This window comes from Brevibacterium zhoupengii (genome assembly GCF_021117425.1).
Classification (GTDB): domain Bacteria; phylum Actinomycetota; class Actinomycetes; order Actinomycetales; family Brevibacteriaceae; genus Brevibacterium; species Brevibacterium zhoupengii.
Map to the genome: position 1 here is coordinate 1946360 of NZ_CP088298.1, position 16991 is coordinate 1963350.

A 16991-nucleotide genomic window follows, 5' to 3' on the forward strand; every position below is an offset into this window, starting at 1 on the left:
GGCGCGGTATGCCCTCAGAGTTCGGAACGGGCTCGGGCTCCGATGCGCAGGTTGAGGTCTTCGAGCTCGGCGAGCACATCGCCAGCACCCCAGATCTGATTGCGCTTGCGACTGGTCAGGCCGCGCAGGACCCCGGCTTCCGTGAGCGCGGAGACCGCCCTGTTCGCCGAGGAACTGGACAGTTTCAACGAGTCCTCAAGATCGTCGATCGTGAACACCGGGTCCGATGCGAGGTAGGTCAGGATCCTGGCTGCGGCGCTGTTCTCACGTGGATGGCGGAGGAGACTAGCCCACTCATCAGGCAGTGTGGCCAACCGATGCGCGGTCAGCTGAGCTTCCTCTGCCGCGATCACCGAAGACTTAGACCACAGCGATATGACCGGTCCGGCATCACCTGAGTGATAGGAATTCAACGCCGCGAAGTAGCGGTCGCGAACCTCGACCAGGGCAGCGGCCAGGGGAACGGTGATCCCGGTCGTGACGCCGCGTGAGTGGAGGATCCCAGCTGCCAAGGCTCGTCCGATCCGCCCGTTCCCGTCGGTGAAGGGATGGATCGCTTCGAACTGTGAATGGGCGACGGCCGCCTGCGCGATCGTGGGAATGTCCTCGCGCAGTGAAAAGGCCAGCAGATCGTCCATGAGCTCGGGGACGAGCTCCGGGGGAGGAGGAACGTAGAGTGCACCGCGAGGCGAATGATCGGACCCGCCGATCCAGTTCTGCATCGGCCGATGTCGGCCGGCCAGATGAGCCTCGCCGGCATCGTCCTTGAGCAGCAGCCGATGGGCGCGAGAAACCGAATCGGCACTGATCGCTCCCGATGTCAGCAGATCCAGCGCACCCGTTGCGGCTGCCATCGCAGTGGCCGAGGAATTGGACTTCGCACCGTGGAGGGCTCGGACGAAGTCGTCGATGGGTGCCTCTTCGGCTTCGATCTTCGATGAGGCGATCGATTCGCTGCGCAGCAGCAGGTACGACAATGGAATCAGGGTGCGACCGTGTTCGGCATCGAGCCTGGAGATCGCACGGACCGCGGTTTCTGAGCGTGCGGCGAGCTCGGAGGGCAGTCGCAGGTCGACCGAGCCGATGCAGGCTGGAATGGAGACGGACACCTCGGCGAATTTTCTGTCGTCGATCGTTCCGCCGCGAAACTCCTGGCGCCACGGTCTGGTCTCTGTCTGCGCTGCGGGCACAGGGACGGTCTGCACTGCGGGTACAGGGACGGCAGAATCGGACAGGGGACCAGCGGAGTCGGGCATGGGAACAGTCTACACGATAAGCCCACATAGATGAATAAATGGGAATATCTCTCATGGTGATCCCAGTTCCAGTCAATCAGAGCCCCTCGCTAGACTCGCAGGCGTCTCGAACCCGATGAGATTCAGTGTCGAATATGAGGAGAACGATGAAACGGCAGCTGCCCGACGTGAAGGAACTCGCCCCACTGCTGCAGTTCGGTCTGCCCAGACTCGACAGGGTCGCGGCCCGGCTCGACTCTGCGGCCGATATCTGGGACCTGCGCAGGATCGCCAAACGGGTGACACCCACAGCCCCCTTCGACTACGTCGACGGTGGGGCTCTTGACGAGCACACTCTGCGGAAGAATCGGCAGGTCTTCGCCGACGTCGAACTCCTCCCGCGCATCCTGCACGGAGTAGACGCCCCGAACACATCGACGACGATCGCCGGTCAGGACGTCTCGCTGCCATTCGGCATCGCCCCAACAGGCTATACGCGGATGATGCATTCGGAAGGAGAGATCGGAGGAGTGAGGGCCGCAACGAAGGCCGGCATCCCCTTCTCCCTGTCGACGATGGGCACCCGGTCGATCGAAGAGGTCGCGCAGGCCTCACCGGCCTCGACTCGCTGGTTCCAGCTCTACCTGTGGAAGGACCGCGCACGCAGCCTCGACCTGCTCCAACGAGCCCAGGCGAGTGGATACGAGACGCTGCTGGTCACCGTCGACACCCCGATCACCGGACAGCGGCTGCGCGATAACCGCAACGGGCTCTCCATCCCGCCGAAGCTGACGTTGAAGACGATCGTCGACGCCTCCTACCGGCCCGGCTGGTGGTTCAACTTCCTCACCACCGAACCACCGAAGTATGCGTCTCTGTCCAACACCTCTCAGTCTCTGGCCGAGATGACCCGGACCATGTTCGATCCGACGCTGGATCTCGATGACCTCAAGTGGATCCGCGAACAGTGGAAGGGCAAGCTCTTCGTCAAGGGAGTCCTCACCGCCGACGATGCCAGCCGAGCCCTGTCCGTCGGCGCTGATGGGCTGGTCGTATCCAATCACGGAGGCCGCCAGCTCGACCGCGCACCCGATTCCCTGACCGCACTGGCTGAAGTCCGGGCAGCGGTCGGTGACGATATGGAACTCATCCTCGACTCCGGAATCATGTCCGGCACCGACGTTGTCGCAGCCCTGTGCGCCGGAGCGGACTTCGTCCTCATCGGCCGGGCCTACCTCTACGGACTCATGGCCGGCGGCCAGCGCGGCGTGGAGCGAGCCATCGACCTCATCAAGGCCGAGATACTGACCGCCATGGGGCTGATGGGTGCCCGGACCATCGCCGACCTCGGACCGCAGCTGGCCAGGGGGCTGCCCACTGCGGCAATTGCGAAGGCCGACACCTGACTGTGGTAAGAATGGCCGGGGCCCGAACAGGATCCCGCCGGTACGACAGTCAAGGAACACGATGAACGAAACAGCCACCTCGGCGGGGGAGAGTCGCGAACTCAAACGGGGACTGAAATCACGCCACCTGCAGATGATCGCCATCGGAGGTGCCATCGGCACCGGTCTCTTCCTCGGTTCAGGCGGCACGATCTCGCAGGCCGGACCCGGCGGTGCGCTCTTGGCCTATGCCGTCATCGGCATCATGGTCCTCTTCGTCATGCAGTCGCTGGGGGAGATGTCGACCCACCTGCCGGTCGCCGGCTCCTTCCACACCTACGGATCGAAGTACGTCAGCCCCTCGTTCGGCTTCGCCATGGGCTGGAACTACTGGTTCAACTGGGCGATCACGCTGGCGGCTGAACTCGTCGCCGCCGGGGTCATCATGTCCTTCTGGCTGCCCGATGTCCCCTCCTGGGTGTGGGCGGCGATCTTCCTCGCCCTGCTCACCGGACTGAACTTCCTCTCGGCTAAGGCCTTCGGCGAGGGCGAATTCTGGTTCGCCGCCATCAAGGTCACCGCTGTCCTTGCGTTCCTCGTCCTCGGCGTGCTCATGATCGCCGGCATCATCGGCGGCGAATCGCCGGGCATGAGCAACTGGACGAGAGGCGAGGCGCCGTTTGTGGGCGGCTGGGTCTCGATCATCAGCGTGTTCATGATCGCCGGCTTCTCCTTCCAAGGCACGGAACTCGTCGGCGTCACCGCCGGCGAGTCGGCCAACCCGCGCCGCGACATGCCCCGGGCCATCCGCACCGTGTTCTGGCGCATCATGCTCTTCTACATCGGCGCCATCGTCATCATCGGCTTCCTCCTGCCCTACTCCGACCCCTCGCTGCTGGCCTCGGCGAACAATGAGGACGTCACCGCCTCACCCTTCACCCTCGTCTTCGAACGCGCCGGAATCGCGGTGGCCGCATCGGTGATGAACGCCGTCATCCTCACCGCGATCCTCTCCGCCGGAAACTCAGGCCTCTACGCTTCCACCCGCATGCTCTACGCGATGGCCAAAGAGGGAACCGCTCCGCGACTGTTCGCCCGCCTGAACGAACGCGGCGTCCCCGTCATGGCGCTGCTGGCCACCGCCGTCATCGGACTCTTCGGCTTCCTCTCCGAAGTGATGGGCGACGGCGAGGCCTACACCTGGCTGATCAACGTCTCCGGGCTCTCCGGGTTCATCGTCTGGGTCGGCATTGCGTGGTGTCACTTCCGCTTCCGGCGGGCCTACGTCAAGCAGGGACACGACATCGCAGACCTGCCGTATCGAGCCCCGCTGTTCCCAATCGGCCCGATCATCGCGCTCGTCATGTTGGTCATCGTCATCATCGGCCAGAACGTCGAAGCCATCGTCAACGGACGTGTCCTCGAGGTCGCCTCGGCCTACATCGGACTGCCGGCGTTCCTGCTGCTCTGGCTCATCCACCGCCTGGTCACCGGCCGCCGCTCCCGCACCGTGCCCCTCAATGAGATGGACGTCGAAGGACTCGAGATCAAACCTTAAATGGAGCCAGGGGTCGATAGGCGAATGCAGGCAGTCGCCGCGAGCCCGCTCATGGGTTAAGCTAGGCTCGCCTAACTACTCAAGAAGGATCTCATGCGCCGAATTCTCGCTCCCGTACTCGCCTCCGTTCTCCTGCTCGCTGCCTGTGGTGGCGGCGGTGGTGAAGAGGAAGCGGCCTCGGGCATCAGCATCGACACCAAATTCGGTTCCGTCGAGGTTCCGAAGGACCCGAAGAAGGTCGTGGCCTTGGGGTGGGGTGACGCGGAGACCGCGCTGGCCCTCGGCGTGCAGCCGATCGGTGCCTCCGACTGGGTGGAATTCGGCGGCAAGGGGGTGGGCCCCTGGGCCGAGGACCTCTACGACCAGGCACCGGAGATCATCGCCACGATGGAACCCGACTTCGAGAAGATCGCGGCCCTTGAGCCCGACCTCATCCTCGACACCAAGAGTTCTGGTGAACAGGAACGCTACGACCGACTCTCGGAGATCGCACCGACCGTGGGAGCACCCGAAGGCGGCGACAACTACCTGACCACGATGGACCAGCAGGTCGACCTCGTCTCCCAGGCTCTGGGTAAGGAAGACGAAGGCAAGAAGATTCTCGGAGAGCTCGATGAGAAGTACGAAGCCGCTCGCAAGGCCCATCCGGAGTTCGACGGGAAATCCGTGAGCGTGGCCGCGAAGACCTCGGAGGGCTGGGGCGCCTATGTCGAAGGGTCTGAGCGCGTGCAGTTTATGGAAAAGCTCGGATTCAAACAGTCGGAAAAGGTCGCGGCACTTAAACCGGAAGGCTTCACCGCCACCGTGTCCGAGGAGAAGCTCGACGATCTCGACGCTGACCTGCTCGTGGCGTTTCCGATCTACATCCCCGACACCGAGGTGACCAAGGATGCTGCCTTCAAGCGCATCCCGGCGGTCGAAGATGGTCGGAGTCTCGTGCTGACCGAGGACCTCAACGATGTCCGCCAGGCTTTCTCACTCAACTCGGTGCTCTCCGCGTCCTTCGCCGCGGAGAAGATGCCGGGGCTTCTGGCCGATAAACTCAAATAGCCGAGGAGCTCAGAAATAGCCGAGGAGCTCAGACGGCAGTGCGCCACGCATCCACTCCGATGTCGATGATTCGGGCGTGGCGCACTTCTGCGAGCGAATCCAGAGCCAGCCATTCGGCCCTATCTGTGGTCCCATCGACCTCAAGAGTCCCCAGAGTCCCGCCGATGATCCGAGCCTCATAGACGACGCGAACTCCCTTGAAAGGTCGTGAGACCGTCCTGCGGCGTGACGAGCTGCTCCGGTTCTCCGTGAAGGTGTGCGTCGTCAATGGACGCACCAGCTCGGCATCGAAGCCCGTCTCCTCCTTGATCTCACGAATCGTCCCGGTCTCAATGTTCTCGTGGAATTCGATCCCGCCGCCGGGAAGGGTCCACAGCGCGTGGGCCGGTTCATTGCCGCCGTTGAACCAGCTGAGCAGGATTTCTCGGTCGTCGTTGACGATCACCGCATAACCGGCCAGTCGTGTGTCGTATTCGGAGAAGTGCATGGACTCACCCTACCTGTGGGTATCACTTCCCAAGCCGAAGGCGGGTGAATAGGCTGGTCACATGGCCGAAGCAGCGAAGTACCCCAACGAGCACATCGTCCGCACACGCACGATCGACGCCTCCTCCGCTGCGATCTTCGCGGTGTTGGCCGACCCGACCCGGCACCGTGACACCGAACCCACGGACTGGGTGCGGGGAGCCATTGATGCGCAGCCGATCACGGCCACCGGACAGATCTTCTCCATGAACATGCACTTCGATGACGAGGACGGTGACTACCGAATAGACAACACGGTGACCACCTTCGAACCCGATCACGCAATCGCCTGGGATCCAGGCCAAGCCGATGATAGCGGACACGTCGAACCCGGAGGCTGGCGGTGGCGCTACGACCTCGACGAGACCGAGTCCGGCACCGAGGTGGCCCTGACCTATGACTGGTCACGCACGACGCAGGAGATCCGCGAAGCGTTCGGCGGATTCCCCGTCGTCAGCCCCGAATATCTCGACCGGTCACTGCAGGCCCTTGAACAGGCGGTCACCGACAAATGACCCGGTGAGAGGGCCCAGGTAGGCTGGTGGGGTGACTGATATCGCCAGCAAACTCATCGGCAGCACCGGTAAGCGCATCGTCTTCCTCCACGGACTCTTCGGCCGCGGCAAGAATTTCACGTCGATTGCCAAAGCACTCGAGCCCGACTACTCGAGTCTGCTCGTCGACCTGCCCAACCACGGCGACTCGGATTGGACCGAGGACTTCAGCTATGTGGACATGGCCGACTCCGTGGCCGCCATGATCGCCGAGGTAACCGCACCCGATGATCTGCCCGTGCACCTGGTCGGACATTCCCTCGGAGGCAAGGTCGCCATGGTCCTGGCCCTGCGCCACCCAGAGCTCATCGACCGACTCGTCGTGGTCGACATCGCACCCACCGCTGGCGGATCCCTCGGAGTCTTCGAGCACCTGCTCTCCAGCCTGGCCGAACTCGATCTCGACCAGATCGAATCACGCTCCGGCGCGAACGAGACGCTGCAGGCGAAGATCCCGGAAGACACGATCAGGGGATTTCTACTCCAGAACCTGCGCACCACCTCGGCGGGGTATGCCTGGCAGCCCAACCTCACCCTGCTCCACGAGAGCCTGCCGGCCATCGGAGATTTCCCCGACATGGGGGAGGCGAGCTTCGACGGTCCCGTCCTCTGGATCGCGGGCGAAAATTCTGACTATGTCTCCCGTGTGGATCTGCCGCTCATGCGCTCCTTCTTTCCCAGAGCCACACTGCTCACCGTCAAGGGCTCAGGGCACTGGGTCCACTCGGAGAAGCCGAAGACGGTCATTTCCGCCCTGCAGACATTCTTCTCACGCGATTAGCCTCCAAGGGTCGACTGCGACACCGGCATCTCACCTGCGGCACCCCTGGTTCGGGACATCCCTGTGGAGGAATATGCTGGTGGGTGGTGGCGTTGACCCGCACAGAGGCCCGAAGAGCCACACCATCACAACTCTTATGAGGAGGAACGAGTGAGCACAGCGATCCCGGCCGATACCACGGCCAAATTCGCCGAATACGCAGACGGATCCCGCCTGGTCAGCACCGAATGGGTGGCTGAACATGCCGGTGAACCCGGACTGGTCATCGTCGAAAGCGACGAGGACGTCCTCCTCTACGAGACCGGACACATCCCCGGCGCGGTGAAGGTCGACTGGCACACCGAACTCAATGACAGGGTGACCCGCGACTACGTCGACGGCGAAGGATTCGCCGCCCTCATGTCCGCCAAGGGCATCTCCCGCGAGGACACCATCGTCTTCTACGGCGACAAATCCAACTGGTGGGCCGCCTACGCGCTGTGGGTCTTCTCCCTGTTCGGCCACGAAGACGTCCGCCTCATGGACGGCGGCCGTGCCAAATGGCAGGCCGAAAGCCGTGAGCTGACCACGGACAAGCCACGCCCGGAGCCGACCGAATACCCGGTCATCGACCGTGACGACGCGAGCCTGCGGGCATTCCTGCCAGTGGTCAAGGACAGCATCGGCACGCGTCCCCTCATCGATGTGCGCAGCCCCGAGGAATACACCGGCGAACGCACCCATATGCCTGCCTACCCGGAAGAGGGCGCACTGCGCGGTGGACATATTCCCACCGCTGCCTCGGTGCCCTGGGCCAAGGCCGCAAACGAGGACGGCACCTTCAAATCGGCAGCGGAGCTCAAGGCCATCTATACAGATGAAGCCGGACTCGGCACCGCCGACGAGGTCATCGCCTACTGCCGCATCGGCGAACGCTCCAGCCACACCTGGTTCGTTCTCCAGCACCTGCTCGGCTACACGAACGTCCGCAACTACGACGGGTCCTGGACCGAGTGGGGCAACGTCGTCGGCGTTCCCATCGTGACCGGTTCAGAGGCCGGGGAGGTTCCCAACCGCTGATGAGCGCAGCTACAGACATCCCAGAGACCTCGGACCTGCCGGAGAGCCTGGCCGAGATCGTCACCGACTTCGCCGAGACCGCTTCCAGCGACCGACTGCAGCTTCTGCTTGAGCTCGCCTCTGAGCTGCCCGAGCTGCCGCCGCGCTACAGTGAGCATCCCGAACTGCTCGAGCCGGTGCCCGAATGCCAGTCTCCGATCTTCCTCGTCACCGAGGTGGAGAATCCCGAGCAGGGAGATGCCGCGATCGTGAAGCTGCATTTCTCCGCGCCCCCAGAGGCGCCGACGACCCGTGGTTTCGCCGGGATCCTGCACGAAGGACTCAACGGACAGACCGCCGAGGTGGTCCTGTCCATCCCGTCTGACCTGCCGCTGCGTCTGTCGATGACGGATCTCGTGAGCCCGCTGCGGCTGCGGGGGATGAGCGGAATGCTCTCCCGGATTCAGCGGCAGACGTCCGAAAGGATCGGCAAGATCACAGGTCAGTGATCGGGAAATCGTTTGGATGAGCCGATATTATCGACTAGATTGTGGTTAGCCTGCCCTTAATTAGTCGATACTAAGGAACCCTCCGATGACCGGTCTCGCCATCACAGCCTCGGCGAAGCCCTCTGAAGTCATCGGACAGAAGGCGACACGGGCGCTGAAGGTCAGACGCACCCTCGGGCTCGTCATCGCAATCATCGTCTTGGTTCTCGTGGTGTTGGCCTCACTGGCCATCGGCACCCGAGACATGCCGGTATCTGAAGTCCTCGGCGCATTCTTCGATCCCAGTGGAAGTGATGACCAGTTGGTCGTGCTCGAACTGCGCTTCCCGCGGACTGTGCTGGGCATACTCGTCGGCATGGGTCTGGGGCTGGCAGGCGGACTCATCCAGGCGCTAACCCGCAACCCGCTGGCCGACCCAGGCATCCTCGGCGTCAACGCGGGAGCCTCGTTCGCTGTGGCCATCGGCATCGGGTTCTTCGGAATCACCTCGATCAACGGCTATATCTGGTTCGCCTTCCTCGGTGCCCTCGTCGCCACGACAGGCGTGTATATCATCGGGTCCTCCGGCCGAAACCACAGTGTCGACCCGATTCGACTGACCTTGGCCGGAGTCGCCGTGGCCGCAGTGCTGACCGGACTGACCAAAGGCGTGCTGCTGACGAATGAAAGAGCCTTCGACGCCTTCCGCGCTTGGGACGTCGGAGCCATCGCCGGTCGCGGTTTCGACACGGTCTACGCTGTGGCACCATTCATCATCGGCGGCATCGTCCTCGCCCTCTTCTTGGCTCACTCCCTCAACGCGGTGGCGCTCGGCGACGATCTGGCCGCCAGCCTGGGCACTTCGGTCAACCGGACCCGTATCATCACTATCCTCGCGGTCACCCTCCTTGCCGGCGGTGCCACCGCTGCGGCCGGGCCGATCGGATTCATCGGACTGATGATTCCCCATATCGCCCGCTGGATCGTCGGACCCGATCAGAGATGGATCTTAAGCTACTCCGTCATCCTCTCGCCCATTCTGCTTCTCGTCTCCGATGTGCTCGGACGGGTTGTGATGAAGCCGGGTGAACTCCAGGTCGGAGTCGTGACCGCCTTCGTCGGTGCGCCGGTGCTCATCGCCCTCGTTCGCAGAAAGAAGGCGAGCGGACTGTGAAATCGTCGAACTCACCTATCGGAGACGCCACCGAGTTCGTTCCCGGCCAACGGGTCCTGCCGGGGGAGCAGGTTAATTTCGGCCGGCCGATGCTGCGGGCCTTCGGCTTCCGCATCGATCTGCGCGTCGTCGTCACCAGCGCCATCATCACGCTGCTGGCGCTGGGCTGCGGGTTCGTGGGACTGCTCCTCGGAGAGTTCTCACTCACCCCCGGCGAGGTCTTCCAAGGGCTGTTCGGCCAGGCCGACAAACGCATCGTCAACACCGTCGTCGGCGAATGGCGGGCACCACGCATCATCGCCGGAATCGTGCTCGGAGCCGGCCTGGGCATCTCGGGTGCAGTCTTCCAATCACTGACCCGCAACCCCCTGGGCAGCCCCGACATCATCGGCTTCTCCACCGGGGCCTACACCGGTGGAATCGTCACCATCATCGTCTTCGGCTCCAGCTTCGTCTCCACAGCCTTCGGTGCGATCATCGGCGGCCTCCTCACCGCCATCGTGGTCTACCTTCTGACGTGGAAGGGCGGCGTCCAAGGTTTCCGCCTCATCATCGTCGGCATCGCCCTGACCGCAATGCTCAACGCCTTCAACACGTGGCTGATCATGCGCGCCGACCTCGACCTCGCGATGGCGGCAGCTACCTGGGGAGCCGGAACACTCAACGGCATGGGCTGGTCGACTCTGCTGCCAGCCGCCATCGGCACGGTGCTCCTGGGGCTGGGATGCGGTCTCTTCTCCCGGGGGCTGGGCACTCTTGAACTCGGCGACGACACCGCTAAGGCGCTAGGGGTACGCAACGAACCCGTGCGGGCGGGCCTCATTCTCGTGGCCGTGGCGCTTGTCGCCGTGGTCACGGCCGCCGCCGGACCGATCGCCTTCGTCGCCCTTGCCGCCCCACAGATCGGACGCAGGATCGCAAAGTCCCAGGGCACCAGCCTGCTGTCGGCTGCAGCCGTCGGAGCGCTCCTGCTCGTCGGCGCGGACCTCATCGCTCAGCATGCTCTGGGCGAGACCCAACTTCCCGTCGGAGTCGTCACCGTGTGCATCGGCGGCATCTACCTGATCTGGCTCCTCATCCAAGAAGCTCGGAAGGCACAATGAGCATCTCATCCGATACGACTGACCACACTGACACGGCTGGCACGTCCGGCAAAGCAGGCACGTCTGCTGGGACGACGTCGACGGCAACGCCGTTGGCGGCCCAGCATCTCGACCTGGCCTATGACCATCGCCAGGTCATCACCGACCTGGACGTCGAGATCGCTCCTGGCAAGTTCACCGTCATCGTCGGCCCCAACGCCTGCGGCAAGTCGACGCTGTTGCGGGCACTGGCCAGGCTGATGACTCCGGCGAAGGGCACGGTTCTCCTCGACGGCGGCAATATCGCTAAGCTGAAGACGAAGCAGATCGCCAAGCGACTGGGATTGCTCCCACAGACGTCGATCGCCCCAGACGGCATCACCGTGGCCGAGCTCGTGGCTCGCGGGCGCCACCCACACCAGTCGTTCCTCAAACAATGGACAGACCAGGACGAAGTTGCCGTGCTCTCAGCACTGCGGGCAACGAACACCGAAGAGCTCTCGGGTCGCCAGGTCGACGAACTCTCCGGCGGTCAGCGGCAACGGGTCTGGGTGGCGATGGTCCTCGCACAGGAAACGCCGCTGATGCTGCTCGACGAACCCACTACGTTCTTAGACCTTGCCTTCCAGATCGACCTGCTCGATCTATTCGCACAGCTCAATCACGAACACGGCCACACCTTCGTCGCCGTCCTCCACGATCTCAACCAGGCCTGCCGCTACGCCGATGAAATCATCGCGATGAAGAACGGCGCAATAGTCGCCCAGGGCCCACCAGCAAAGATCATCACATCAGAGTTGGTGCGCCAAGTCTTCGGCATCGACTGCACCATCATCGACGACCCCGTCACCGGTGCACCAATGATCGTTCCCGGCAAGCCGAAGAAGACCTTCGCCGAACGCTGACCCTCAACACCGTCTGACTGACCGAAGGCGCATCATGAAGAGAATCAACATCGTCGTTGTCGCTCTCACCGCAGGGGCAATGACCCTCAGCGGCTGTTCGAGTGCCTCACCCATCAGTTCCTCCGGAGACGACGAGGCCGGAACGGGTGAGTCGGTGAGCGTCGATACGCTCAAAGGGACGGTCGAAGTTCCGGCGAACCCGGAGAACGTGGTCGCTCTCAATACGCCGGCGGCGGATGTTTCCGCGCAATTGGGCACCACACCAGTGGCCGTCGCCACCAGCCCAGATGAGCTCAACGCATGGCAACAGGGAGTTCTCGACGATGTCGCAGACGACTCATTGGTCAGTGACAGCTATGAGGTCGACGTTGAGAAGGTTGCCTCCTATGAGCCTGACGTCATCTTTGCGGCCCCCTGGAATGTCACGGATGAGGCCGTCTACGAACAACTTTCGGACATAGCCCCAGTCGTGGTGCCGAAGTCGGAGTCGACCAATCCCGACTGGGATGTCAGTGCTCAGGTCGTCGGTGAGGCGTTGGGTAAGAAGGACGAGGTCGAAGAGGCCATCGCCGCGACCAAGGAATCCATGAAGTCGCTGGGGGAGGAACTCGAGGTGGAGGGGAAGACCTATCAGGTCATCTCACCGAGGTCCGATGGCATCTACTTCGGAAACGCGGCACCTCTTGAACTCCTCGGTCTGAAGCCGGGCCAGCACCAGACTCCGGAAAAGGTCAATAGGTTCACACTCTCAGCGGAAGAGTTCAACCAACTCGACGCCGACTACCTCTTCATCTGGGCAATGGATGAGGACGCAAAGTCCACGGTTGAGGACAATCCCAGCTACGACTCCCTGCCCGCGGTGAAGAACGGGACCGCGAAATTCGTCGACGCCGACTTCACGACCGCGATCAACGGAGCGAGTCCTGCCAGCCTTGACTGGCTCATCAACGACAGCGGCATCGAAGACGTGTTGAAGAAGTAATACTCAGCTTCCCGACGAGTCCTTGCCCTGATTCGGGGCGTAGTTCGGCTTAGGTCCCGCGCCGTGTTCTGCAGTTCCTGCGCCGTGATCTGCAGAAGAAGGGGCGTCCGCGATTGAGGACGCATCCGCAGCGGCTCCGGCAGCATCTCTCTCGGCGTGCGGCTTCTCCGCGGGCGACTCCTCGTTCGTCTGACCGGTGGTGTCCTTGTCGTCCTTGTTCCCCGACTTCAGCAGAGCAGTGAAGCCGATGGCGATACCAGCCACGATTCCGCCCCAGATGGCGCCGAGGATGAGCGAGAAGAAGGTGTTGACCAGCCAGCCGAGGAAGCCGCCGACTCCGGCGATCGCAGCCACGGGCTCCTCGAGATGGTGGACGAAGTCATAAAGGGCGTGGAATCCGAGTTCGTCGGTACCCACGAGGATGATGTGTCCACCGACCCAGAGCATGGCAAACGTGCCGATGACCGAGAGACCAGCAAGAAGTTTGGGCATCGCTTTGACGAGGAAGCGGCCGAACTTCTGGGTGCCCGGCTCGTCTTTCTTTGCCATGTGCAGGCCGATGTCGTCCATCTTCACGATGAGGCCGACTGTGCCGTAGACGCCGACTGTAATGCCCAAGGCGACGACGACGAGGATGATGGCACGTGAGAGCAGCGACTCATCGGCTACCTCATTGAGTGCGATGACCATGATCTCGCAGCTGAGGACGAAATCCGTGGTGATGGCGGAGCGGACGATCTTCTTCTCCGCGTCGCCATCGTCCTTCTTGCCGTGCTTGGATTTCATCTTCGGCTCTTCGTGATGTTTGATCCACCCGAGCTTCTCGAAGATCTTCTCTGCGCCTTCGAAACACAGGTAGGTGCCGCCCACCATGAGGAGCGGAGTCAGCAACCAGGGGAGGAACTGACTGAGCAGGAGGATGATGGGCAAGATGATGAGGATCTTGTTGACCAGAGAGCCGAGAGCGATGCGCTTGATGATCGGCAGCTCTCGCTTCGGATCGACGCCTTCGACGAACTTCGGCGTGACCGCAGCATCATCGACGACGACTCCCGCGGCCTTGATGCTCGCTCGTGAGGCTCCGGCGGCAACGTCGTCGAGGCTCGCCGCAGAGAGTTTCACGAGCGCAGCGACGTCATCGAGGAGCGCAAACAGTCCGCCGGCCATCTATCGTCCTTCGTCGGGTTCGTTCGAACCGGTGTCTTTGGCCAACTCGCCGAGGTGGTTGCCGCCATGGTCGAGGACGGTGAGTACGTCACCGTCGGCCTCAACACGGTGAACTCGGCCCACCCAAGGCTCCATGCCCATGACGGCGCGCTGGGTGGTGGCGAAGGGTTTGATGACCGCTCCCGAACCCTCCGGTCCCCAGGTGGTCGAGATTCGGTTTCCGCCATCGCTGCCGGTCAGCGTTCCGTCCTCGTCAAACTTGAGGAACGCTGAGGACCCGTCCTTGGAGCTGACCCACTTGCCGTTGACTGAATTGCTCATTTCTCCTCCTTTTCCAGACCGCCGATGACCTTGCCTTTGCCGTCCATGACCTTCATGACGTTGCCTTCGATCGTCGCAGAGACGGCACCTGACAACCACGTGTCGACGCCGGCGCAGGCCTTCTGAGTCGAAGTGAACGGTGTGATGATGACCTTGTCACCGTCGACCTCCCACGTTGTCTTGATCGCATTGCAGCCGTCGGTTCCCTCGACATGACCGTCCTCAGAGAACTCAAGGTAGGGCTCTCCGGCTTCAGGGGAAGTCCATTTGCCGGTCGGATCAAGAGCAGAGGAGTCTGCCGAGTCTGACGGAGTGTTGGTTTCTGTGGGGGCGGAGCTGGTCGGCCCGCTGGGTTCGGAACCTGGCCCGCACGCGGCAAGGGGCAGGACGAGACCAAGGACGGCGACTCCCAGGGCACGTTTGAACGTTGCGGAAGGTCTGTTTGCAGTGAGGTTGAGCATGCACCGATCATAACGGCCAGCATTGACAGCTCCATGGAGAACTCGGAAGATTGCCTGCCAATTCAGCTTTTGTAAGTTGTGTTCACGAGCAACACGCATTGTGGTTGCTTCCCATCGTTGCCAAACCGTAACCTTTCATGTGGTTGAAAGACTGTTCTCAGAAGCATCCGCACAGTTGTTCAGGTGCGGGACGAAGAGTACACAGACAATTGCAACAGTGATTACGATCAAGGGAACCCAAGAGTATGCAGAAGAAACTCGTTCAGAGTTCGCTGGCACTGACCGCCGCAGCGGCGCTCGGTCTCGGCAGTGCGTTCGTCGCATCCCCAGCCATGGCCGCTGACGCCGGTCCGCAGAAGCTCGACGTGCAGAGCGATGCACAGGTGCAGAAGGCACTGTCCGATGTCGATGGCGTCAACGCCTACGGTGCTAAGGGCGGAAAGCTCAACATCGGTGTCGAGAAGAAGACCGCCGAGGTCAAAGATCTTGAAAAGAAGTTCACCAACATCGACGTCACTGTCGGTGTTAAGGAACTCAAGCGTTATGCCGAGACTGACGTCGTCGGCGGCGCAGGCTACCTCGCCGACGCTGGTGCTGGCGCGGGCGCCTGCTCGACCGGTTTCTCAGGTTGGGACGGAGACGGAAAGCCTGTCATCCTGACTGCTGGCCACTGCTCGAAGATCATCGAAGAGAACGGTGACATCACCGGAGACACCACGGTCAACGAGACCGAAGAGCCCAAGTCTGCTCCCGCGAACGGCGGAGAAGGATTCAAGGCTTCCGGCAACGGAGTTCTCGGCGAATGGGGCTTCCACAGCTACGGCAGTGGTGACCTCCTGGACGGTTCGGAAGATCCGTCGACTGCCAAAGACAGCGACATCGACTTCGCCGTGATCAACGTCGACGAGTCGAAGTACGCGGCCAAGAACGGTGTCACCGACTGGACCAGCGCAGACTCGAACGACCTGTCCACGAGCCTGGAGACCGACATCACCAAGGTCGGTGCACACGAAAACGGCACCGTTCAGAAGTCCGGCCGCACCACTGGCCTGACCGAGGGCGACGTCTACACCGAGTACAACGACAAATTCGACTTTGCGAACGTCGGCGGATACTGGGTGCACGGCTTCGGCGTGACCTCATCGACTGACAAGCCCTTCTCACAGCCGGGCGACTCCGGTGGCGCCGTGTTCCAGGGCGACACCGCTGTTGGTGTCATCTCCGGTGGCGGACCGCTGGACGAAAGCACCCAGTTCGGCTGGGTTGCCGACCTCGACCACTCCCTTGAGCAGTCCGGTGTCGACTTCAACCTCGAGAAGCCAGGCGACGAGACCCCTGAAGCCCCAGCGGCTCCAGAGGTCAAGGATCAGACGATCAAGCCCAACGGCGACGTCACGGGCAAGGCGACTGCTGGCGCCGAGGTCAAGCTTGACTGGGCACCTGCCAAGGGCACCCAGGGTGCAGAGACCCAGGCCGCCACTGAAGGTTCAGAAACAGTGAAGGCCGACGAAGACGGCAACTTCACCGTTGAGGGTCCTGAGGCTGCAGGCGACTACGACTACACCGCTGTTGCCACAGTCGACGGACAGGAATCCAAGCCTGCCGAATTCCAGGTCACAGTTGAAGAGGAAAAGACCGAGACTCCTGCTCCTGCCGAGCGCGAGATCAACGTTGACCCCAAAGAGATTGCCGCTTCTGACTTCGTGAAGGAAGACAAGGGCGTGACCGTGACGGTCAAGGGCTTCGACGAGGGCGAGAAAGTGTCTCTCAAGGTCGCATCCGGCCCGGAGAACGTTGAAGGCATCACTCTTGACGAGACCGCGAACGAGAACGGCGCTGCCGCATTCTCGATCTACGGAACCAGCGAGGCTGACCCGTCGGTCTACCTCGGCAAGTACGACGTGACCGTTACCGGCGCCAACGACACCGAAGAGGAAGAGGCTCTGGCCGGCTCCTTCAACGTTGTCGAAGACGAAGAGGGCAACGGCGGCGGCGGAAACGACGATGGCAACAATGACGATGATGGCAATGGTGACGGTGGAGACGGCGGATCCGATCTGCCTCGCACCGGTGCTGAACTGACCGGCCTCGCAGCCGGAGCCGGACTCCTCGTTGTCGGTGGAGCTGCAGTCGTTCTGACCATGCGTCGGAACAAGAAGAACTGAAAATGACTCACTCGATCATCTGATGATCGTCTGAGAGTTCACGCGAGCGCCCCTGGTCTACGGACCAGGGGCGCTCGTCTATGCTTGGGCGATTTGGGATGAGCCAAGAAGCTACTCTTC

17 protein-coding genes are annotated in these 16991 nt (G+C 62.3%); 12 read left to right on the forward strand and 5 right to left on the reverse strand.

Annotated elements, in window-relative coordinates; translation table 11 throughout:
• Positions 1-14 precede the first annotated feature (14 nt).
• Positions 15-1256: a Fic family protein gene (locus LQ788_RS08830; protein WP_231446857.1), complete on the reverse strand. Its 1242-nt coding sequence runs from the start codon at positions 1254-1256 to the stop codon at positions 15-17.
• A 146-nt stretch (positions 1257-1402) separates the two neighbouring features.
• Between LQ788_RS08830 and LQ788_RS08835 the strand changes: the two genes are divergently transcribed.
• The 3 genes from LQ788_RS08835 to LQ788_RS08845 all read left to right on the forward strand — a co-directional run bounded on the left by LQ788_RS08835 (position 1403) and on the right by LQ788_RS08845 (position 5228).
• Positions 1403-2641: an alpha-hydroxy acid oxidase gene (locus tag LQ788_RS08835; RefSeq protein WP_231446859.1), complete on the forward strand. Its 1239-nt coding sequence runs from the start codon at positions 1403-1405 to the stop codon at positions 2639-2641.
• A 61-nt stretch (positions 2642-2702) separates the two neighbouring features.
• On the forward strand, positions 2703-4178 hold the full coding sequence (locus tag LQ788_RS08840; protein ID WP_231446861.1) for an amino acid permease: 1476 nt from the start codon (positions 2703-2705) through the stop codon (positions 4176-4178).
• Positions 4179-4271: 93 nt separating this feature from the next.
• Positions 4272-5228 carry an iron-siderophore ABC transporter substrate-binding protein gene (locus LQ788_RS08845; RefSeq protein ID WP_231446863.1) on the forward strand — a complete coding sequence of 319 codons (957 nt, stop codon included), beginning with the start codon at positions 4272-4274 and terminating at the stop codon, positions 5226-5228.
• Between the two features lie 28 nt (positions 5229-5256).
• On the opposite strand, the gene LQ788_RS08850 is transcribed toward LQ788_RS08845, so the two are convergent.
• Positions 5257-5715, reverse strand: a complete 459-nt coding sequence (locus LQ788_RS08850) for an NUDIX hydrolase (protein WP_231446871.1) — start codon at positions 5713-5715, stop codon at positions 5257-5259.
• Between the two features lie 61 nt (positions 5716-5776).
• Between LQ788_RS08850 and LQ788_RS08855 the strand changes: the two genes are divergently transcribed.
• The 8 genes from LQ788_RS08855 (at position 5777) to LQ788_RS08890 (ending at position 12757) form a co-directional block, all read left to right on the forward strand.
• Positions 5777-6268 carry an SRPBCC domain-containing protein gene (locus LQ788_RS08855; protein ID WP_231446873.1) on the forward strand — a complete coding sequence of 164 codons (492 nt, stop codon included), beginning with the start codon at positions 5777-5779 and terminating at the stop codon, positions 6266-6268.
• A gap of 31 nt (positions 6269-6299) precedes the next feature.
• Entirely contained in the window at positions 6300-7088 is a 789-nt protein-coding gene (locus tag LQ788_RS08860) for an alpha/beta fold hydrolase (protein WP_231446875.1), read from the forward strand.
• 150 nt (positions 7089-7238) lie between these two features.
• Positions 7239-8147 carry a sulfurtransferase gene (locus LQ788_RS08865; RefSeq protein ID WP_231446877.1) on the forward strand — a complete coding sequence of 303 codons (909 nt, stop codon included), beginning with the start codon at positions 7239-7241 and terminating at the stop codon, positions 8145-8147.
• Positions 8147-8635 carry a SufE family protein gene (locus tag LQ788_RS08870; protein WP_231446879.1) on the forward strand — a complete coding sequence of 163 codons (489 nt, stop codon included), beginning with the start codon at positions 8147-8149 and terminating at the stop codon, positions 8633-8635. The genes LQ788_RS08865 and LQ788_RS08870 overlap by 1 nt, the downstream gene beginning before the upstream one ends.
• A gap of 85 nt (positions 8636-8720) precedes the next feature.
• Entirely contained in the window at positions 8721-9788 is a 1068-nt protein-coding gene (locus LQ788_RS08875) for an iron chelate uptake ABC transporter family permease subunit (protein WP_231446881.1), read from the forward strand.
• Entirely contained in the window at positions 9785-10891 is a 1107-nt protein-coding gene (locus LQ788_RS08880) for a FecCD family ABC transporter permease (protein WP_231446883.1), read from the forward strand. Before LQ788_RS08875 ends, LQ788_RS08880 begins: the two co-directional genes overlap by 4 nt.
• Entirely contained in the window at positions 10888-11775 is an 888-nt protein-coding gene (locus tag LQ788_RS08885; protein WP_231446885.1) for an ABC transporter ATP-binding protein, read from the forward strand. The genes LQ788_RS08880 and LQ788_RS08885 overlap by 4 nt, the downstream gene beginning before the upstream one ends.
• Before the next feature lie 34 nt (positions 11776-11809).
• A complete protein-coding gene (locus tag LQ788_RS08890; RefSeq protein WP_231446887.1) occupies positions 11810-12757 on the forward strand; it encodes an ABC transporter substrate-binding protein in 948 nt (315 codons plus the stop codon).
• 3 nt (positions 12758-12760) lie between these two features.
• On the opposite strand, the gene LQ788_RS08895 is transcribed toward LQ788_RS08890, so the two are convergent.
• Genes LQ788_RS08895 through LQ788_RS08905 form a run of 3 tightly spaced genes read right to left on the reverse strand, consistent with a single transcriptional unit; the run spans position 12761 to position 14706 of the window.
• Positions 12761-13924: a DUF808 domain-containing protein gene (locus LQ788_RS08895; RefSeq protein WP_231446889.1), complete on the reverse strand. Its 1164-nt coding sequence runs from the start codon at positions 13922-13924 to the stop codon at positions 12761-12763.
• The gene (locus LQ788_RS08900) at positions 13925-14245 is read right to left on the reverse strand and encodes an META domain-containing protein (protein WP_114320080.1); all 321 of its coding nucleotides are present in this window, start codon (positions 14243-14245) and stop codon (positions 13925-13927) included.
• Positions 14242-14706: an META domain-containing protein gene (locus LQ788_RS08905; RefSeq protein WP_231446891.1), complete on the reverse strand. Its 465-nt coding sequence runs from the start codon at positions 14704-14706 to the stop codon at positions 14242-14244. The genes LQ788_RS08900 and LQ788_RS08905 overlap by 4 nt, the downstream gene beginning before the upstream one ends.
• Positions 14707-14951: 245 nt before the next feature.
• On the opposite strand from LQ788_RS08905, the gene LQ788_RS08910 reads away from it, so the two are divergent.
• Positions 14952-16871, forward strand: coding sequence for an LPXTG cell wall anchor domain-containing protein (locus LQ788_RS08910; RefSeq protein ID WP_231446893.1), 1920 nt, complete (start codon positions 14952-14954; stop codon positions 16869-16871).
• Positions 16872-16991: the final 120 nt, after the last annotated feature.

What these genes read in the sequence shown, in the direction of transcription:
- LQ788_RS08900 (WP_114320080.1), bottom strand. Translation starts at nt 14,245, where the DNA reads ATGAGCAATTCAGTCAACGGCAAGTGGGTCAGCTCCAAGGACGGGTCC.
- LQ788_RS08910 (WP_231446893.1), top strand. Translation starts at nt 14,952, where the DNA reads ATGCAGAAGAAACTCGTTCAGAGTTCGCTGGCACTGACCGCCGCAGCG.
- LQ788_RS08875 (WP_231446881.1), top strand. Translation starts at nt 8,721, where the DNA reads ATGACCGGTCTCGCCATCACAGCCTCGGCGAAGCCCTCTGAAGTCATC.
- LQ788_RS08885 (WP_231446885.1), top strand. Translation starts at nt 10,888, where the DNA reads ATGAGCATCTCATCCGATACGACTGACCACACTGACACGGCTGGCACG.
- LQ788_RS08870 (WP_231446879.1), top strand. Translation starts at nt 8,147, where the DNA reads ATGAGCGCAGCTACAGACATCCCAGAGACCTCGGACCTGCCGGAGAGC.
- LQ788_RS08830 (WP_231446857.1), bottom strand. Translation starts at nt 1,256, where the DNA reads ATGCCCGACTCCGCTGGTCCCCTGTCCGATTCTGCCGTCCCTGTACCC.
- LQ788_RS08845 (WP_231446863.1), top strand. Translation starts at nt 4,272, where the DNA reads ATGCGCCGAATTCTCGCTCCCGTACTCGCCTCCGTTCTCCTGCTCGCT.
- LQ788_RS08895 (WP_231446889.1), bottom strand. Translation starts at nt 13,924, where the DNA reads ATGGCCGGCGGACTGTTTGCGCTCCTCGATGACGTCGCTGCGCTCGTG.
- LQ788_RS08890 (WP_231446887.1), top strand. Translation starts at nt 11,810, where the DNA reads ATGAAGAGAATCAACATCGTCGTTGTCGCTCTCACCGCAGGGGCAATG.
- LQ788_RS08850 (WP_231446871.1), bottom strand. Translation starts at nt 5,715, where the DNA reads ATGCACTTCTCCGAATACGACACACGACTGGCCGGTTATGCGGTGATC.
- LQ788_RS08835 (WP_231446859.1), top strand. Translation starts at nt 1,403, where the DNA reads ATGAAACGGCAGCTGCCCGACGTGAAGGAACTCGCCCCACTGCTGCAG.
- LQ788_RS08840 (WP_231446861.1), top strand. Translation starts at nt 2,703, where the DNA reads ATGAACGAAACAGCCACCTCGGCGGGGGAGAGTCGCGAACTCAAACGG.
- LQ788_RS08905 (WP_231446891.1), bottom strand. Translation starts at nt 14,706, where the DNA reads ATGCTCAACCTCACTGCAAACAGACCTTCCGCAACGTTCAAACGTGCC.
- LQ788_RS08855 (WP_231446873.1), top strand. Translation starts at nt 5,777, where the DNA reads ATGGCCGAAGCAGCGAAGTACCCCAACGAGCACATCGTCCGCACACGC.